The sequence below is a fragment of the Bovifimicola ammoniilytica genome (assembly GCF_025567085.1).
Taxonomy (GTDB): Bacteria; Bacillota; Clostridia; order Lachnospirales; family Lachnospiraceae; genus Bovifimicola; species Bovifimicola ammoniilytica.
This window is the reverse complement of sequence record NZ_JAOQJN010000014.1, coordinates 1-17227: the sequence shown is the minus strand read 5'-3', so window position 1 is coordinate 17227 and position 17227 is coordinate 1. Positions and strand designations below refer to the sequence as shown.

The following is a 17227-nucleotide window of genomic DNA, read 5'->3' as shown; positions in this document are numbered from 1 at the left end:
CAAGGTTTGTTTTTTCATCCATGCAAAATCTTCTTTGTACAACAGACTGTTAGATATAGCAAAAACGGCCTTTCAAAAACAGTTAACTTCTAAATCAACTGTTTTTTGAAAGGTCGTTTCATCAGATTCTTATAGCAATCCAGCAAATAATCTCATAAATAATTGTCCCAGTCGCAAATATGCACTTCGTCCGGTTTGATATTGGTCTGTCACATCACGACATTCTCCCATCGTTCTTATCAGATCATTTTTTATTTCCACAACTGCCTGACAATCTGCCATAAAACAGCCGTTTTCAAAATGGTGATATAAACTTCGATAATCCAGATTAATTGTTCCACAAGTTGCCATACAGTCATCTGCTACACTCATTTTTGCATGACAGAAACCAGGAGTCCACTCATAAACACGAACACCATGTTTAACTAATCCATGATAAAAAGAACGAGTTATATTATAAATAAATTTTTTATCAGGGATACCAGGTGTGATAATTCTTACGTCTACCCCTCGCTTAGCAGCCAGACATAACGCATGCGTCATTTCATCTGTTATGATTAGATATGGAGTCATAAACCAACAGTATTTTTCAGCTTTATTTATCATACTGATATAAACTTCTTCTCCTACTTGCTCATTATCCATAGGGCTGTCTGCATAAGGTTGAACAAACCCAGTTTGCTGTGCCGCATAATCATAGTGGAAAAGGTATTTACTAAAATCAGAATCATTAGCATCCTTATCACTTACTGCATTCCACATTTCCAAAAATGTCACCGTAAGCGACTGAACAGCATCTCCTTCTAAACGAATACCTGTATCTTTCCACTGTCCATACGGGTGTGTGTAATTAAAATATTCGTTTGCTAGATTATATCCACCTGTAAATCCGACTTTTCCATCAATAACTGTTATTTTTCTATGATCACGATTGTTCAAAAACAGATTTAAACCTGGCATAAACGGATTGAATACACGGCAATGAATTCCTATTGCCTCCATCTTTTTCACAAAATCTGTGTTAATAAAGCCTATAGAACCCATATCATCGTAGAATACTCTAACTTCTACACCTGCTTTTACTCGCTCTTCCAGAACATCTTGAATCTTATGCCATGCTTCAGCGTCTTCTATCGCATGATATTCCATAAAGATAAACTTCTGTGCTTTCTCCAAATCCTTAAGCTGTGCCTCTAATCCTTTCACTGCTTCATCAAAATACACAATATCCGTATTCTGATAGATTGGATACTGCGAATTTCTTTGTATGTAACTTGCTATATTTCCTGCTTTCGGAATTGTTTCTTTTATTCTGCTCAAACACTCCTGACTGTCCGGAAGCATTGGTAACAATTTGCTATCAATTTCTGCATATCGCTCACGCATTTTATGTGTGCCACCATTCAAACCAATCAACAAATACAGGCCTACACCCATAATTGGGAAAATTAGAATTAAGATGACCCAAGGCATTTTCATAGAGGATGTCTTATTTGATGCGTACAATCCCAAAACCAAGATCCCACTCAAAATCCTTGTAAATAAATTTATGATTTCTGCATATTCATTCAAGCGTGTTACGATAGTAATAATAAAAATCACTTCCAGAAGAATGCAGATTATGGAAAAACACAGCCGTTTTACCCCATTTTTTGTTTTTGCTTTGCCCTCTAAAGTATCTTGTTTCATATATATATTCCACCTTCCTAATAAAATACTAATAATTTATTCTACTCAATCATTCTTTCACTAATATCTGCAACCTCATTTGTATGTAACATAACCAATGATATATGCTACTTTATCATCAAAGTCACATAATAACCTTATATGTTTTACCTCTCTCCGTAGTTCCTCCCGCTTTTCACATTCTTATCAACAACAACGATAAAATGCCACACAGTTATTAACAACCATGTGACATTTATACTCTTAATACAATTTTGCACCTGCTGGAATTGAATCGTCTAACATTACAAGATTCAACTTTTCTTCTCCATTTACATTGTGAATAGCTGAAAGTAACATACCACAAGAGTCAATTCCCATCATAGAACGTGGTGGAAGATTTACGATTGCCAATAATGTCTTTCCAACAAGTTCCTCTGGCTCATAAAAAGCATGTACTCCTGAAAGAATCGTTCTCTCATTCTCAGTTCCATCATCAAGTGTAAATCTAAGAAGCTTCTTACTCTTAGGTACTGCCTCACAATTTTTTACCTTTACAACACGGAAGTCTGACTTTGAGAATGTATCAAAATCAACCTGCTCCTCAAATAAAGGCTCTATATCAATACCTGTATTATTTTCAACAACTACTGCCACTTCTTCTGTTACTACTTCATTGTTATCCATTTGATTGTAACTCCTTTGCATTAATTTCTCATAATAATATGTAATGTCGGTTGAAACTGCATTACTATTAGCTAGTATACCATATACATACTATTTTTAGGAAGAAATGTCCTATTTCATCCATAAACAGCCTTCAGTTTTTTTAATCGAACAAAAAGTCTCTTGTCCTTCGGGCACATCTTTTCAAGTTCCTCAAGACTGTATCTTCTCAAATCATCTTTGCTTTTTATTCCCATTCTAAACGCATCCATACATAGGAAGTCATCAAATCTGACTCCATGCTCCCGATCATTCAAATCTTCTACACTGCGCAGCTTTATACCTTGCTCTTCGCAAATCTGATATAATTCCTGTAGTGTTGCCTGCCCCATATTACGAAACTTTATAAAATATTCCTTTGGATATTCTCTCAATCCTTCCAATGACTCAAATCCATTTCTTCTGAGAATATTCCGTAACCTGCTCGACATTTCAATATCATCGTAATCTGTTTTTTCAGCGTACATAAAAGCTTCCTTTTGTCATTTTATTTGTTTTGTTAAAATCTATTAGCATTCTCGATTCTGTTTTTACCATATGGATTCATCGGCAATCATTTCTATTACATCCCAATGCTCAGCTATCTTGTCGCTTTCTACTCTCCAAAGTCATAGTAAGCAGTTGGTTTATCACCAAAGATACCTCCTCTTACTGCCAGCACAACGTTTCGCTTAGCAAGCACTTGATGCGTTTCCTCTACGTATGCATATTATCAAGTGTATGTGTCATATTTTATATTTAAAATAAAAAAAGCTGCTACTCTCTAAAAAATAACAGTCTTTCTTACTATATTAGCCTTTTGGAATTTGACCATCGACATACAGAATGTGATTAACTAACCACTCTGTAAGATATTTTAAAATTCCCAAAATCTGTTCATCTTGATCTTCTACCTCATCATCGTGATGTTCCATAAATTCATCAAGTTTATGTATAAATTCCTGATGTTGAACTTTCTGTGTAAATATCTTCTTATAATTAATAGATTCCATATACTGCTCTTCATCACTAAAGTGTTTTACTGTATAATTTCGGAGATTTTCTAATATTATATCAATCCTATCATATTTATCCGGTGTAAACTCATCATGAAGCAGTTCATATGCCTCATCTGCATATTTAAATAACTGCTTGTGTTCTTCGTCTATCATATCTATACCGATATAATATTCTGGTTTCATTTCATACATAAATTAATCCTACTTTCAGTTTTATTTGTTTTATGAACCTGTTCAATACTATTCATAATAGGCAAATGCATTTATCATGAATTTCCTATATTTTCTCGTTTTTAATGTTAGATTCCGCCAAAACATTCCCTAATTTTCTTGGAAATATCAGAATCAACAAAACCTTTCTGCGCCATGTCATCGAGCATCTCACACGTTTTTTCGTGCGATAAACCTTTCTTATATGGTCTATCCTCGGTTAATGCCTGATAAATATCAATACATGCCATAATACGTTCCGGCTCATTTAATTCAGCTGCGGTTTTTCCAAAAGGATAGCCTTTTCCATTTAGTTTTTCATGATGAAAAGCCGCCCAATCTCGTATTTCTTCAAAATCATTAACCTCTGATAATATAAGGTATGTATAGCCAGCATGATTCTTCATTTTGGAAAATTCATCATCCGTAAGCTTATCCGGTTTTTCCAAAATTTCATTGCCTACTGCCATCTTCCCAATATCATGCAGTGCACCAGCCAGATACATTTTTTGCACATTAATAGAATCATATCCGATATATTGAGCAAAAAAAGCCGCTTTTTCAGCCACTCCTATAGAATGTCTGCTTGTAAAAGAAGATTTATAATCTACAATCTTTGCAAAAAAATCTGCGACATTTTTACACGTTTTCCAATCAAAAACTTGTTTTTGTCTTGGGATAATCTCCCATAGCTTCGTTTCAAAAGAACCATCACTTAAACACATAAAAGATTCGGAATGTGTGAATGCATGAAGAAAAGCATTCACACATTCCGAATCAAATAATCCGTCCTTATTTTTTAAAAGATACTGACATATAAAATTCCAACTGTTATTTCCAGATCCCGTGTTATTTTCTATAATATCAATGGTATCTGCAAAATGAATAATCCTTGCAAACAATGGAATTTCATTCCACTTTTTTTGAAAAGGACCAGTTCCATCGGCATGTTCATGATGATACAAAATCACATTTGACACATCTGTTTTAAATGGAATTTTAGTAATATTTTTTTCACCATAAATACAATGAAGATTTGTTTTTTTCTCGGATAAATCTTTTTTACAATTAATGGCGGAATCCTTTTTCAGTTCTTCCGAAATATATTGTGTCAAAGCATTATCATGCAGTAAAGCACACATGGCTAAATCTTGTAATTCATCACCTTGAATTTCCCAATATTCAGCCATGCGTATACTTATATAAGCCACTCTTTTTCCATGCTTGTTTTTGATATTTACCAACTCTGCTTCTATACAGTCCAAAGCATAAGAACAGGCTCCTGCAAGTCCGATAATATCTATACTTAGTTCTTCTTTCATTGGTATAATCCTATCATAATACATTTATGCTTCTGAGAACTGGTCTTTTCCTACAGAGCATAACGGACATTCAAAATCTTCTGGAATATCCTCCCACTTTGTACCAGGTGCAATACCACCTTCTGGATAGCCCTTCTCCTCATCGTATTCCCATCCGCAAACATCACATACGTATTTCATTCGTTGTTCCTCCTTGTAAATATATTAATACACAGCCTATATTACTGTTATATTTGTGTTGTTCTGTAACCCTAATATGTATAAATGCTTTTAGCATTTCCATAATCCATGTAGGTTACAATATGCATATACTTCTTCTACCTGTTCACCATCGCAAAGACAAAAATCTGCTACCGGCTCCTGCCCTGGCTTTAGCTGTTTTCTGTATATTCCCTGGTTTGTATTTAATGTAATCCACTCAATGAAATGCTCTTCAAGCATTGGATGTTTTGTCTCTCCGACCACGACATGAACATGACTGCCTTCTATCGTATATACAGGTACATGCTTCTCGACAGCAGCATCTGTCACTCCGGCTTTTAATTCCTGCATAGGATCTCCGCAACAAATTACAGGTACACCCTTATCCTTTACCTTTTCAACGATGTTTCCACAATGCTTACAAATATAATACCTTACTTCCATGCCTTTTTCTCCTTCCATGTGTAAAATTTATAATTCAATTGTCTCCATAATCTTTTTCAATGAATCTGCAGATTCCTTAAGCTTTAACGCTTCCTCGCCACTTAAATTAATAGGTATATCAGACTCAATACCATCTGCACCTACAATAGCTGGCATACTTAACGATACTCCGTCAATATCATATACTCCATGAATCATGTGTGATACAGGAAGTATTGATTTTTCATCTCTCATAATCACTTCGCAGATTCTTTTTACAGACATTGCAATTCCATAATATGTAGCGTGCTTTTTGTTTATAATCTCATAAGCACTGTTCTTGACTGCTGTAGCTATTTCTGCCGTGTTTTCCTTGTGCTTGTAATGTCCACGCATTTCACACATTTCACTTAATGGAACACCAGATACATTGGCTGATGACCATGCTACAACTTCGCTGTCTCCATGCTCACCTACTATAAATGCATGAACACTCCTGCTGTCCACAGATAAATGCTCACCAAGCTTATATCTTAATCTGGCACTATCTAACACAGTACCTGATCCAATAACCCTGTTTTCTGGAAGTCCTGATAACTTTATGGCTACCTGAGTCAGGATATCTACCGGATTCGCAACTACAAGCATGATACCTGCAAAATTTCTCTTTGCTATTTCAGGAATGATTGACTTAAATATTGCTACATTTTTATTTACGAGATCAAGCCTTGTCTCTCCCGGTTTCTGTCCCGCTCCGGCAGATATGACAACAATTGCAGCATCAGCCACATCATCATAATCTCCGGCATATATTTTCATCGGACTCGCAAATGGAATACCATGACTGATATCCATCGCTTCTCCTTCTGCCTTGTTCTTATCTGCATCGATAAGGACAATCTCTGTAAACAAGCCACTCTGCATCAGAGCAAATACCGATGCAGAACCAACAAAGCCACAGCCTATCATTACTGCTTTTTTTGAATTAATCACTTTCTTCTTCGTAATAATCTCATCTCCTTAATAATTCTCTTCATGTACTTCAAAATAGCTCTGTGGATGATTACATACCGGACATACTTCAGGCGCCTTAGTTCCTACCACAATATGTCCGCAGTTACGGCATTCCCATACCTTAACTTCGCTCTTTTCAAATACCTGTGCAGTTTCAATATTCTTAAGAAGTGCACGATATCTTTCCTCATGGTGCTTCTCAATCTCACCTACTGCCCTGAATTTTGCTGCAAGCTCAGGGAATCCTTCTTCCTCAGCTGTTTTAGCAAAGCCATCATACATATCTGTCCACTCATAATTTTCGCCTTCTGCCGCTGCCGCCAGGTTTTCCTTTGTATCACCAATTCCTGCTAATTCCTTGAACCACATCTTTGCATGTTCTTTCTCATTATCTGCAGTCTTTAAAAACAATGCTGACATCTGCTCGTAACCTTCCTTTTTCGCTACAGAAGCAAAATAGGTATACTTATTTCTTGCCTGTGATTCCCCTGCAAATGCCTCCTGTAAATTCTTCTCTGTCTGTGTTCCTGCATATTTGTTTTCTGCCATCTCTTTTACCTCCGTTTTCTTTACTACTTTTTCAAAATCTGATGCCGGGTGCTTGCACAAAGGACATATAAAGTCATCCGGTAATTCCTCGCCTACATATTCATATCCGCAAATTCTGCAACGCCATATTGTCTGACCGTCCTCTGTTTTTCCAACCTCCTGTGGCTTAGGCTTAATATTATTCTGATAATAATCATATGTTACTGAAGGAACATTGCTTAAAACTTCCATATCGGTTATCTCACCGATAAACATCGTATGTGAACCCAAGTCCTCTTTTTTAGTAACTGTCACAGAAATGTATGCATTTGTACCTTCTGTAATATAATAAATACCATTCGTGCCCCTGGCACACTGCTCAAATGCTTCAAACTTATTGGTATCTCTTCCTGATTGGAAGCCAAAATGTTTGAACAATTCAAATTGTGCCTTCTGACTTAAGACTGATACAGTAAATTTTCCGGTTCTTTGAATCATATCATGCGTATAATTTGCCTTATTTACACATACACTTAACTGGTTTGGTTCCGAAGCTGCCTGAATGGCTGTATTAATGATGCATCCGTTATCTTTTTCTGCTTCTTTAGCGGTCAATATAAACAGTCCATAACTCAACTTATACATTGCTTTCCTATCCATGCTGTTCCTCCTTTACCTTCTCCCTGCATTTCGGGCAAATGCCTTTAAATGAAATATCGTAATCCACAAATTCAATTCCATGAGTGTTATGAATTCTTTCCAGCAAATTCGGTATTTGATCCATATCCACATCAAAAATTTCACCGCACTTTATACATCTTACATGGTAATGATTTTTCAATGTAAAATCAAATCGGTTCGGTCCATTCGGAACTTCAACCTTTCTTAATGCACCTTCCTCTACCAATATATCAAGATTTCTATATACAGTTCCTTTTCCAATTGATGGATATGCTTCTTTTATAAATTCATACACTTCATTTGCCGTAACGTGTCTTCTCATTTCGTATACGGTATTTCTTATGAGATCTTTTTGAATGGTATTTCTCCTACTTGTCATTCATCCTCCTTATTAGGATTGGTTCTTAATAAGGATTATATACCGCTATCATCCTGTTGTCAATAAAAATAGTAATAATTCTCATTATTATATAGCTGCCAAACTGAGCACCTTTTACCTGAATAACTATTTTATTTTGCGTTCAAATACATATTCTGAATCTGAAGATAAATCAGACCTAAACGAATATCCGAGTCTGTCAAATTTCTGAATCTCCACCGGATTTTCAATATTATTTTCCGCTATGAATCTGACCATTTCACCACGAGCCATCTTGGCATAGGTACCTTTTGTTACCAACTTGTCTCCGGATAACTCACAAAATACAATCATAATATATCTGTCCTGTGATGTCAGATACTTTTCTATACATTTTGAGTATTCTTTTGATGCAAGATTAATGATAATCCTGCTATCATCGATTACTGAGCGGTATAACAATTCTCCCCAGTACTCATACAGATTTTTTGCATCTCCAATTCCAACCTTTGCCTGCATTTCAAGACGATAAGGAGTCACACCATCCATTGGTTTTAAAATGCCATAAAACGCAGACAAGATTCTTAAATGATTTTGCAAATACTCAAACTGCTGGATTTCAAACACAGATGGTGCCATATATTGAAATGCAATCCCTTCATATGCTAAAACAGCCGGAGTAAGCCTGTTATAAAGATCCATATTTTCCAATCTGTTAAAGTTCTGTTCTGCAATCTTGTCATTACATTTCCAGATAGCTTTCAGTTCTTCTTTTGATTTGCTTTTCATCCAGTTTAATACTTCTGCTGTCTTATCAATATAGACAGGCAGTTCAACCGGTGCTAAGTTATCGGTATCTACAATCATCTTTTTTGCAGGTGATAAAATAATCTTCATTATGCCAATTCCTTAAGCATATTTTCAGGATCATCTGCCGCCTTGACTTTATCATTTGCCTTTATAATGATTCCCTGCTCATCAATAAGATATGTAGTTCTTACTACACCCATAGATACTTTTCCATAATTTTTCTTTTCTTTCCAGACATCATATGCTTCAATAACTTTACGCTCCGGATCTGCTAATAGCGTAAATGCCAGTCCGTATTTTTCTTCAAATCTCTTATGAGACGCTACAGAGTCCTTGCTTACTCCGAGAATAACAGCGCCCTTCTCGGTAAACTGTGGATAACGCTCAGAAAAGCCACATGCCTGCTTCGTACATCCTGGTGTATTATCCTTTGGATAAAAATATAAGATTACTTTTTTCCCTGCATAATCGCTTAATTTATGCATTTCGCCGTTCTGATCCGGCAATTCAAAATCCGGTGCTTTTATTCCTAACTCTAACATTTACTATTCCTCCGCTTTTGTATTTTCCACTTGTTTTCTTGTTCTTTTATTACCTGAAATCATTTTATGACCAGAATAGACTGCCATAGTCATGCATATCAGAGAGCCAAATGCAAAGTATTTGTGTGCTGCTTTTAACCCTTTATATCCTGTATAAAAAGTTCCAACCATTGTAACTATTGCTCCGATTGACCAATATTTATGTGCCTTCATTTTATACCTCCAAATTGATTAAGCTGTTTCCAAAATAAATATCTCTGGATCATTAACAATATTATACATTCCATCCATTACTTTCGACAAGTAGGGAAAGAAAAATAATCATTCCAAATACAAAAAGATGTATCCCGATAATTCTGGCATTACCTTGACGCATCCTTTCGTGTTGTATTTTTTTATTCTTCTTAATGACAGCTATGACTTCCGCATCCATGCTCACCACACGTATGTCCTTCCCCATGGTTGTGCTCATGGTGAGAACACTTCACATCCGGATTATAATCAAGCGTATCATTGATAAAAGCTTCTACTGCTTTATCCGCATCTCCTGAAACTCCGCCCAAAAGCTTAATGCCCGCTGCCGCTAACGCAGTCTGAGCACCTCCTCCGATTCCGCCGCAGATCAAAACATCGGCATTTAATGCATTAAGAACTCCTGCCAATGCACCATGTCCGCTTCCATTCGTATCTACTACTTCTGAATGTAGCACTTTTCCTTCCTCTACATCGTAAATCTTAAATGTCTCTGTGTGTCCAAAGTGTTGGAAAATCTGTCCATTTTCATATGTTACTGCTATTCTCATGATACCTTCTCCTTTTTTTACTGCATATTTTTGATAAATCTCATGTTTGTAACATCCTCCAAAGCTGCAGTCGCTGCTCTGACCATCACATATTATGAAATCCCCACCCTCAATTTTAAGCGGATGTCCATCAATGAGAGCATCTGCTATTTTCTTTCTGGCAATCTCGTAAATCCGTTGGACCGTCGTTCTTGCGATCTGCATAGATTCTGCACACTGCTCCTGACTGTAACCTTTCTTGTCCAAAAGACGGATTGTCTCGTACTCATCTACCGTCAGAACAATGGGCATTTTTTTCTCAGTATCATCTGCCGGAAGAAATTCTAAAACATTTGGGAAATGGCAGACTTTTCTGCATTTTACTGGTCTCGGCATGAAATTGCTCCTTTCTCGCTTTTCTCATATAATAGTCCTATAAAGGGCATATGTCAATTATTCGATTGACGCATCTTAAAAAAGCAAGTATACTATGTTCATAAAGGAGATAACTATTATGAGCTTCGAAAATTATTTTCCACTATGGAATGACTTAAATACAGCACAGAAAAAACTAATTTCAGACAATTTGATCACACAGCATGTGAAAAAAGGAACAATCATTCACAACGGGAACATGGATTGTACCGGATTATTACTGGTTAAATCCGGGCAGCTTCGAACTTATATATTATCAGATGAAGGACGAGAGATTACACTTTACCGTCTGTTCGATATGGATATGTGTCTTTTATCCGCCTCATGTATCATGCGGTCTATTCAATTCGAAGTAACCATTGAAGCAGAAAAAGATACGGAACTTTGGATCATCCCTGCTGAAATCTATAAGGGCATCATGAAAGAATCTGCTCCTGTCGCAAACTATACCAATGAGTTAATGGCTACCCGTTTTTCTGATGTCATGTGGCTGATTGAACAAATCATGTGGAAGAGTTTGGATAAGCGTGTTGCTTCATTTCTTTTAGAAGAGACCTCTATCAAAGAAACAAATGAATTGAAAATCACTCACGAAACTATCGCCAACCATCTTGGTTCCCACAGGGAAGTTATCACTCGAATGCTTCGATACTTTCAAGGCGAGGGTCTCGTCAAACTCTCCCGCGGCAAAATCACAATCCTTGATCCAAAAAGACTGGAAACACTCCAAAGGTCATAAAACTGTTTTTCTGTAACATATAAAGAAGAATCCTCCATCTATCAGAATTATGAAAGTCATTCTAATAAATGGGGGATCTTTTTATGCTATAAGAAAATTATAAAAATATCGTGATTATTTTTTAATAATCCATACCACATGCATATGCCCTTTCAATCAGCGCACGGTCATTGACCACTGCATCATAGAATCGGAATCCGCCAGAGAAATTATACGTTTCATAACCGTTTCCTTCCAAAATACGGCTCGCAATATAACTGCGCAGACCACTCTGGCATATCAGATACACAGGCTTCCCTATCTCAATTTCACTAATTCGTTCTCTCAGTTCATCTACAGGTATGTTTTTGAATCCATCCATATGCCCCCTGTTAAATTCACCTACAGTTCTCACATCCAGCAACACAACACTTTTATCTCTAGAAATCTTATCCATATCTTCCAGATGCCATTGTTTTAAGGTACCTTTTGCTATATTGTCTATCATGAATCCTGCCATATTTACAGGATCCTTGGCAGAGGAATAAGGCGGTGCATATGCGAGATCCAAATCCTTCAGCTGGGTTGCCTTCAGCCCTGCATGAATTGCTGTTGCCAGCATATCAATACGTTTATCAACTCCTTCATATCCAATAATCTGAGCACCAAGCAAACGATAGCTCTCTTTTTCAAAAACCACCTTCATGGTCATCACTTTTCCGCCAGGATAGTAACCGGCATGACTCATAGGAGAAAGAATTACTGTATCTACCTCTAATCCTGATTTTTTGGCATTGGTTTCATTGATACCTGTAGTGGCTGCTGTCATATCAAACACTTTTATAACGGAGCTTCCCTGACTGCCCAAGTAACGACTATCACCGCCACAAATATTATCAGCGATGATTCTGCCCTGTTTATTGGCTGGTCCTGCCAAAGAAATCAGCGCTTCATTACCCGTAACATAATGTTTTACCTGAACTGCATCACCTGCAGCATAAATATCCGGTACAGAGGTTTCCATTCTGTCATTCACTACAATACTTTCCTTGATGCCAAGTTCCAGACCGGCTTCTTTTGCTAATACTGTGTCTGGTGTGACTCCGATTGCCAGAACTACCATATCAGCCTGAAGGGATGGATTATCTTTCAACAGAACCTCCACTCCGTTGTCTTTTTCTTTAAATCCTTCTACTGTATAGCCCAGTACCAGTTTTATCCCATGCTTTCTCATTTCATTATGGATCATGGATGCCATATCCGGGTCAAAAGGGTTCATCAGCTGCTTAGGCCGCTGGACAATCGTAACATCCATGCCAAGCTCCCTCAAATTTTCTGCCAGCTCCAGACCAATAAAACCGCCACCTGCCAATACAGCCGATCCAGATGAAGTTCCATTGATACAAACATCTTTTTTACTGCTTTCATAGGTGCAAGCACCGCCTTTGTAATGGGATGTTTCTGCTCTTTCTGAGAATAATCCACCTCCGGCTTGTCAGCAAAAGTACGGAATGCATTGGCTGCTGTCTGCCTAGCTTCACGAAATCCTTTTGCAAGAAGTGCTGTCTTTGCTATATCCTTATCTGTAGTCTTGATTGCCCCTATTACATTTTCCCGGATATCAAGAATTCTTTTCTTAATTCCTAAGAACTCCGACACCCTATATAATGCAGCTCTTCCCTTTTCCTTTGCTTCTTCGACTATGCTCTTAGCAGTTGATTTGACCTGTGCTTTCACTTCAATTACCTGCGACTTTATCTGCTCACATCTGGTATTAAGTCGCTCCTTTGCTTCTGACAATGCCTTTTTTGCATTATTGACAAAAGTATCTTCCTGCATTTCTTTAATCTGGTTCTGCATATTAGTGAGTTCTTCCGTCATGGAGTCAATCTTTTTCTCCAGTCCGTCCACATAGCTACATATCTCAAATACATCGTTTGCCTGCTCTTTCATGGCATTTTTCTTTAATAAGTCGAGAAGTTCTCTTATGACCTCCTCATTGGTAAGTGTTTTTCCTGCTTCCATATCCATTCTGTTTCCTCCATTCTGTAAATGGGGCAGCCTTGGCCGCCCCTGTACTCTGATTACTGATTATCGAAAGGGTGTTGCCTCTTTGTCCTTCTCTTTATCGGGATTGCCATGATGTTTCTCTGCACTCTCCCTCGCCTTTTCGTTGCTCTTATCCTTTGCTTTCTCATATTCCGAGATAATCTCATTATAGAGTTTTTCCCTGAAATCCTTTGTAACCGGATAGCAGACATCCTGATAGATTGGCTTGCCGTGCTCGTCCACCTGCTTTGTCTTATAAGAAGGCATTGATACAAAAATTTTTTCTTTGCCTTGCACGATATTGATGTTATTAACAATGAAACTGTTTTCAAAGTAAATTCGGGCAAGTCCTTTGATGTTACTGCCTTCCCTCTCATAAGGTGTCACAGTTACGGAAAACTCTGGCATTTCCTGTGTTCTGTCCTGCTTCTGTGTCTCCTCTTTCTCCGGTTCCTTGATTCTTGCATAGGCATCAAGGATATTGGTATAGAGTTCCTCTCGAAACTCTGCTGTGATAGGATTGCACACATCCTTATAGATCACGCCATTGCTTTCATCACGCTCATTGGAGCGGTATCTTGGCATTGATACGAAAAGTTCACCCTTGTCCTTATTCTCAAGAATTGCAATATTGGTGATCTTAAATGAATCACCAAATACTACTGTTGCAAATCCTTTTATATGCGCCTACAAGCTGACAGGTGCCACCTGTCATGGTGGCAGGAGAAAGTGAACTACCCAACTGAAAAGCTATAACAAGCAGAAAGAAAAACAATAACCGAGGATATCTCGATATACAGAAAAGACCGCTGTGATCATAAAAAACGCACAGCAGTCTTTTTCTTCCTGCCGTATTGTTCAGTTGAAAGACGCTCTTGTTTAATTTAACATTTTTACTTCTGATATCTCACTTTTGAAATGCATCAATTCTTGCTTGTGGGTTTGCGAAGCCGATCCTTGACCTGTAATGCGCGACCGATATGCCGTCTTGGTTGCAATCTGCTCGAAAATATGATATAATTAAACAAAATAATTCCGAATTTGCAGGTGAGAAAATGAGCGCATACCGAATTGCAGTTTGCGATGATGACAATATAATACGAGAAAATTTATGTTCTCTTTGCAGTGATATTTTAACCAATGACAGTGTTGAATATAGGCTTGAACCTTTCCGTTCGGCCTGTGAACTTGAAAAACGGTTGGATACCGAAAGCTGTCCTTTTGATCTGCTGATACTTGACATTCAAATGGAAGGTATGACGGGTATGGAGCTTGCCCGTTCTTTAAGAGAGAAAGGCAATCGTGTGTCCATTATTTTTGTGACAGCCTGTGAGAATTACCTCGGCGAAGGGTACGGCGTTCAGCCTATCCATTTTCTCTTAAAGCCCGTGCGCCGAGAGGCTTTGGCGAGCGCGATCCACACTGATCTTAAATTGAATTACATACCTAAAACGGTTGTGGTGCATATCGGGAAGAAGCTGGTGCATTTATCACTTTCGGATATTTGGTACATTGAGAGCTACAACCACAGCATCGTAATTCATCAAAGCAACGGTAACAGCACCTATTATTTTTCGCTTTCGGATTTTGAAAAGCAGCTTCCGATGGGGCAATTTGCACGCTGTCACAACAGTTATCTTGTGAATTTGGATGAGGTACGGGAAATCGGGCGGACTGAGCTTTCCCTGCAAAGCGGCGAAACGCTCCCGATGGGGAGAACCTATTATAAAGCCTTTCAAAGTGCATTTGTGCGCTATATAAATCAATAGCTATTTAATCGAGTAGGAGGCGGTGGCTAACCGCCGTCCTCTCACAGCACCGTACGTACCGTTCGGTATACGGCGCTTTCAATAGTTGACGTGCACTGACTGATAGGCTGTGGCTAAATCATAAAAGCCACTGTTTATCAGTCTTTCTTTTGTCATTGCCATGTTTACTGCAACTGTATGCGTTGCGAACCAATGTCCCCGCCGGGTATTACCCGCTTGCATTGCCAAGTCTTTGGGTACTCCCATCTTGATAAGGTTACGTACCTTCGTCCTTGGTTTCTTCCACTGTTTCCATATACACATACGTATTCTGTGATAGAGCCATCCGTTGATTTCATCTATGTTGTTCTTCATGCTTGCAATTCCGTAGTAGTTAAGCCATCCCCTCGCATACACCTTGATTTTCTCAAGGTTTGGCTTGATTGACTGACATCGCTTACGGGAAGACAGCTCCTTCAGTCTGGACTTGAACTTCTTCCATGACTTCGGATGAACTCGGACATAAATGCCTTTTCCGTTCCTTCCCAATGCAAAGCCAAGGAATTTAAAATTTCGGATTGCAAACACGCTGACAGTACGGCTCTTTTCTCGGTTGACTGTAAGTTTCAGCCTCTCCTCAAGATATTTTGTACTGCTTTCCAAGAGTCTCTCTGATGCCCGCTTGCTCTTTGCAAGAAGCACGATGTCATCTGCATACCTTATGCATGTAACACCTCTTTTCAGGTATTCCTGGTCGAACTCATTGAGGTAGATGTTTGCCAGCAATGGTGATAGATTTCCACCTTGTGGTGAGCCTTCCTCTGTGTCAATAACCACTCCGTTTTCCATTACACCGCTTTTCAGATAGCGCTTTATCAACTGTACTACACGTTCATCTTTTACATTCTTCCGCAGAAGATTGATGAGAATTTCGTGATTAAGAGTATCGAAGTACCTTGATAAGTCAAGGACTACAGCAAATGTATAGCCTTGTTCTGCATACTCCTTAATCTTAAGTATTGCATCTTTTGCACTTCTGTTCGGACGATAGCCATAGCTACCATCTGCAAACAGCGGTTCATAGATTGGCACTAACTGTTGGGTTATTGCCTGTTGAAGTGTACGGTCTACCACTGTTGGTATGCCAAGCTTTCGCACACCACCATCTGCTTTGGGAATCTCAACTCGTCTTACTGGAGACGGAGTGTACTTTCCACGATAAATGCGGTCGGTTATCTCTTGTTGATGTTCCTTTAGATATGGAAGAGCCTCCTCAATGGTCATGCCATCAATTCCCGGCGCTCCCTTGTTTGCCTTAACTCTCTTGTACGCTCTGTTAAAGTTGTCTTTATACAGTATCGCTTCCAAAAGTCTCGGCTGTGCACTGTCTCTTTCTTTCCATATCCGATTGAATGACCTAGACGCTTTCACATACCCTTCATGTTCCGCATTATCTCTTTGCGAACAGCCATTGTTTTCAATGTTTTCTGCCATAGACGGTCATTCCTCCTTTCTCGGTCATACTCAAGACTCCTACTGATTCGGTCCTTCACCTCGAACGGAACTTGTTCCGTTTGGCTACTATGACCTCTGCTGACTTCTGTGCGTTCAGCATCGCTTTATGCAATGGTTACCTCTTTCAAGGCGTACCGCACAGACCTCCCTAGGTACCACACGTTTCTTCCTCTCCATCCATCTGCCTCATTTATCATGCTTGATTCCGTGTAGTTATCGGGCTTCAACATGGCTTGCTGCCTTACCCACATGCATGACCTCATATGAGATTTCTGTTCGTCAGACCAGAGATTTGCCCGTGAGTTAGTATATTCCTCACATCCAGCTTCCTTCAGATTCCATCTCACGATGGACACCCTTGCTTTCGGCTATATCCTTCCCACTACCGGGCGGATTCGGGACTTTAACCCGTTAATCGAGTAGGAGGCTAATCATTAGTTGATTAGCCGACCTCTCACACCACCGTGCGTACCGTTCGGTACACGGCGGTTCAATCAAC

General features: G+C 38.6%; 19 protein-coding genes and 2 pseudogenes. 2 read left to right on the top strand and 19 right to left on the bottom strand.

Going from position 1 to position 17227, the window contains the following annotated elements:
* Positions 1-129 precede the first annotated feature (129 nt).
* From cls to OCV48_RS13310, 15 genes and pseudogenes are all read right to left on the bottom strand, one after another.
* Entirely contained in the window at positions 130-1689 is a 1560-nt protein-coding gene (cls, locus tag OCV48_RS13380; protein ID WP_014080824.1) for a cardiolipin synthase, read from the bottom strand.
* A gap of 243 nt (positions 1690-1932) precedes the next feature.
* A pseudogene (locus OCV48_RS13375) lies at positions 1933-2295 on the bottom strand (hypothetical protein); the annotation flags it as partial.
* A gap of 176 nt (positions 2296-2471) precedes the next feature.
* Positions 2472-2861 carry a DNA-directed RNA polymerase subunit alpha C-terminal domain-containing protein gene (locus tag OCV48_RS13370; RefSeq protein ID WP_262559910.1) on the bottom strand — a complete coding sequence of 130 codons (390 nt, stop codon included), beginning with the start codon at positions 2859-2861 and terminating at the stop codon, positions 2472-2474.
* Between the two features lie 324 nt (positions 2862-3185).
* A complete protein-coding gene (locus OCV48_RS13365; protein ID WP_147592212.1) occupies positions 3186-3584 on the bottom strand; it encodes a bacteriohemerythrin in 399 nt (132 codons plus the stop codon).
* 107 nt (positions 3585-3691) lie between these two features.
* On the bottom strand, positions 3692-4924 hold the full coding sequence (locus tag OCV48_RS13360) for an HD-GYP domain-containing protein (protein ID WP_147592211.1): 1233 nt from the start codon (positions 4922-4924) through the stop codon (positions 3692-3694).
* A gap of 24 nt (positions 4925-4948) precedes the next feature.
* The gene (locus OCV48_RS13355; protein ID WP_012740305.1) at positions 4949-5104 is read right to left on the bottom strand and encodes a rubredoxin; all 156 of its coding nucleotides are present in this window, start codon (positions 5102-5104) and stop codon (positions 4949-4951) included.
* 90 nt (positions 5105-5194) lie between these two features.
* The gene (locus OCV48_RS13350) at positions 5195-5569 is read right to left on the bottom strand and encodes a desulfoferrodoxin family protein (protein WP_147592210.1); all 375 of its coding nucleotides are present in this window, start codon (positions 5567-5569) and stop codon (positions 5195-5197) included.
* 27 nt (positions 5570-5596) lie between these two features.
* Positions 5597-6541 (bottom strand): L-lactate dehydrogenase, encoded by a 945-nt coding sequence (locus OCV48_RS13345; protein WP_021739968.1) that lies wholly within the window; start codon positions 6539-6541, stop codon positions 5597-5599.
* 27 nt (positions 6542-6568) lie between these two features.
* The gene (gene rbr / locus OCV48_RS14145) at positions 6569-7240 is read right to left on the bottom strand and encodes a rubrerythrin (RefSeq protein ID WP_333780955.1); all 672 of its coding nucleotides are present in this window, start codon (positions 7238-7240) and stop codon (positions 6569-6571) included.
* Between the two features lie 57 nt (positions 7241-7297).
* Positions 7298-7735, bottom strand: a pseudogene (locus tag OCV48_RS14140) (flavin reductase family protein); the annotation flags it as partial.
* Between the two features lie 7 nt (positions 7736-7742).
* The gene (locus OCV48_RS13330) at positions 7743-8150 is read right to left on the bottom strand and encodes a Fur family transcriptional regulator (protein ID WP_147592208.1); all 408 of its coding nucleotides are present in this window, start codon (positions 8148-8150) and stop codon (positions 7743-7745) included.
* Between the two features lie 126 nt (positions 8151-8276).
* On the bottom strand, positions 8277-9026 hold the full coding sequence (gene yaaA / locus OCV48_RS13325; protein ID WP_147592207.1) for a peroxide stress protein YaaA: 750 nt from the start codon (positions 9024-9026) through the stop codon (positions 8277-8279).
* Positions 9026-9481, bottom strand: a complete 456-nt coding sequence (gene bcp, locus OCV48_RS13320; RefSeq protein WP_015516635.1) for a thioredoxin-dependent thiol peroxidase — start codon at positions 9479-9481, stop codon at positions 9026-9028. Before bcp ends, yaaA begins: the two co-directional genes overlap by 1 nt.
* Positions 9482-9484: 3 nt before the next feature.
* Positions 9485-9694 carry a DUF6219 family protein gene (locus OCV48_RS13315; protein WP_118548170.1) on the bottom strand — a complete coding sequence of 70 codons (210 nt, stop codon included), beginning with the start codon at positions 9692-9694 and terminating at the stop codon, positions 9485-9487.
* 191 nt (positions 9695-9885) lie between these two features.
* Entirely contained in the window at positions 9886-10659 is a 774-nt protein-coding gene (locus OCV48_RS13310) for a DUF134 domain-containing protein (RefSeq protein WP_147592206.1), read from the bottom strand.
* A gap of 118 nt (positions 10660-10777) precedes the next feature.
* Between OCV48_RS13310 and OCV48_RS13305 the strand changes: the two genes are divergently transcribed.
* Positions 10778-11437 (top strand): Crp/Fnr family transcriptional regulator, encoded by a 660-nt coding sequence (locus tag OCV48_RS13305; RefSeq protein ID WP_262559902.1) that lies wholly within the window; start codon positions 10778-10780, stop codon positions 11435-11437.
* Between the two features lie 121 nt (positions 11438-11558).
* Here OCV48_RS13305 and OCV48_RS13300 read toward each other — a convergent pair whose 3' ends face one another.
* From OCV48_RS13300 to OCV48_RS13290, 3 genes are read right to left on the bottom strand one after another with little or no spacing between them, the layout of a single operon-like run.
* Positions 11559-12788: an FAD-dependent oxidoreductase gene (locus OCV48_RS13300; RefSeq protein ID WP_449495047.1), complete on the bottom strand. Its 1230-nt coding sequence runs from the start codon at positions 12786-12788 to the stop codon at positions 11559-11561.
* On the bottom strand, positions 12743-13447 hold the full coding sequence (locus OCV48_RS13295; RefSeq protein WP_449495046.1) for a DUF6674 family protein: 705 nt from the start codon (positions 13445-13447) through the stop codon (positions 12743-12745). The genes OCV48_RS13300 and OCV48_RS13295 overlap by 46 nt, the downstream gene beginning before the upstream one ends.
* Positions 13448-13507: 60 nt before the next feature.
* Complete coding sequence (locus OCV48_RS13290) at positions 13508-14146, bottom strand: SpoVG family protein (protein ID WP_147592204.1); 639 nt, start codon at positions 14144-14146, stop codon at positions 13508-13510.
* Between the two features lie 374 nt (positions 14147-14520).
* Here OCV48_RS13290 and OCV48_RS13285 point away from each other — a divergent pair, with 374 nt between their 5' ends.
* Entirely contained in the window at positions 14521-15234 is a 714-nt protein-coding gene (locus OCV48_RS13285) for a LytR/AlgR family response regulator transcription factor (protein ID WP_262559901.1), read from the top strand.
* 78 nt (positions 15235-15312) lie between these two features.
* Here OCV48_RS13285 and ltrA read toward each other — a convergent pair whose 3' ends face one another.
* The gene (gene ltrA / locus OCV48_RS13280; protein ID WP_147592202.1) at positions 15313-16707 is read right to left on the bottom strand and encodes a group II intron reverse transcriptase/maturase; all 1395 of its coding nucleotides are present in this window, start codon (positions 16705-16707) and stop codon (positions 15313-15315) included.
* Positions 16708-17227 lie beyond the last annotated feature (520 nt).

Excerpts from the sequence above, each read along its gene's own strand:
- cls (WP_014080824.1), bottom strand. The coding sequence starts at position 1,689 with ATGAAACAAGATACTTTAGAGGGCAAAGCAAAAACAAAAAATGGGGTA.
- OCV48_RS13370 (WP_262559910.1), bottom strand. The coding sequence starts at position 2,861 with ATGTACGCTGAAAAAACAGATTACGATGATATTGAAATGTCGAGCAGG.
- OCV48_RS13365 (WP_147592212.1), bottom strand. The coding sequence starts at position 3,584 with ATGTATGAAATGAAACCAGAATATTATATCGGTATAGATATGATAGAC.
- OCV48_RS13360 (WP_147592211.1), bottom strand. The coding sequence starts at position 4,924 with ATGAAAGAAGAACTAAGTATAGATATTATCGGACTTGCAGGAGCCTGT.
- OCV48_RS13355 (WP_012740305.1), bottom strand. The coding sequence starts at position 5,104 with ATGAAATACGTATGTGATGTTTGCGGATGGGAATACGATGAGGAGAAG.
- OCV48_RS13350 (WP_147592210.1), bottom strand. The coding sequence starts at position 5,569 with ATGGAAGTAAGGTATTATATTTGTAAGCATTGTGGAAACATCGTTGAA.
- OCV48_RS13330 (WP_147592208.1), bottom strand. The coding sequence starts at position 8,150 with ATGACAAGTAGGAGAAATACCATTCAAAAAGATCTCATAAGAAATACC.
- yaaA (WP_147592207.1), bottom strand. The coding sequence starts at position 9,026 with ATGAAGATTATTTTATCACCTGCAAAAAAGATGATTGTAGATACCGAT.
- bcp (WP_015516635.1), bottom strand. The coding sequence starts at position 9,481 with ATGTTAGAGTTAGGAATAAAAGCACCGGATTTTGAATTGCCGGATCAG.
- OCV48_RS13315 (WP_118548170.1), bottom strand. The coding sequence starts at position 9,694 with ATGAAGGCACATAAATATTGGTCAATCGGAGCAATAGTTACAATGGTT.
- OCV48_RS13310 (WP_147592206.1), bottom strand. The coding sequence starts at position 10,659 with ATGCCGAGACCAGTAAAATGCAGAAAAGTCTGCCATTTCCCAAATGTT.
- OCV48_RS13305 (WP_262559902.1), top strand. The coding sequence starts at position 10,778 with ATGAGCTTCGAAAATTATTTTCCACTATGGAATGACTTAAATACAGCA.
- OCV48_RS13295 (WP_449495046.1), bottom strand. The coding sequence starts at position 13,447 with ATGGATATGGAAGCAGGAAAAACACTTACCAATGAGGAGGTCATAAGA.
- OCV48_RS13285 (WP_262559901.1), top strand. The coding sequence starts at position 14,521 with ATGAGCGCATACCGAATTGCAGTTTGCGATGATGACAATATAATACGA.
- ltrA (WP_147592202.1), bottom strand. The coding sequence starts at position 16,707 with ATGGCAGAAAACATTGAAAACAATGGCTGTTCGCAAAGAGATAATGCG.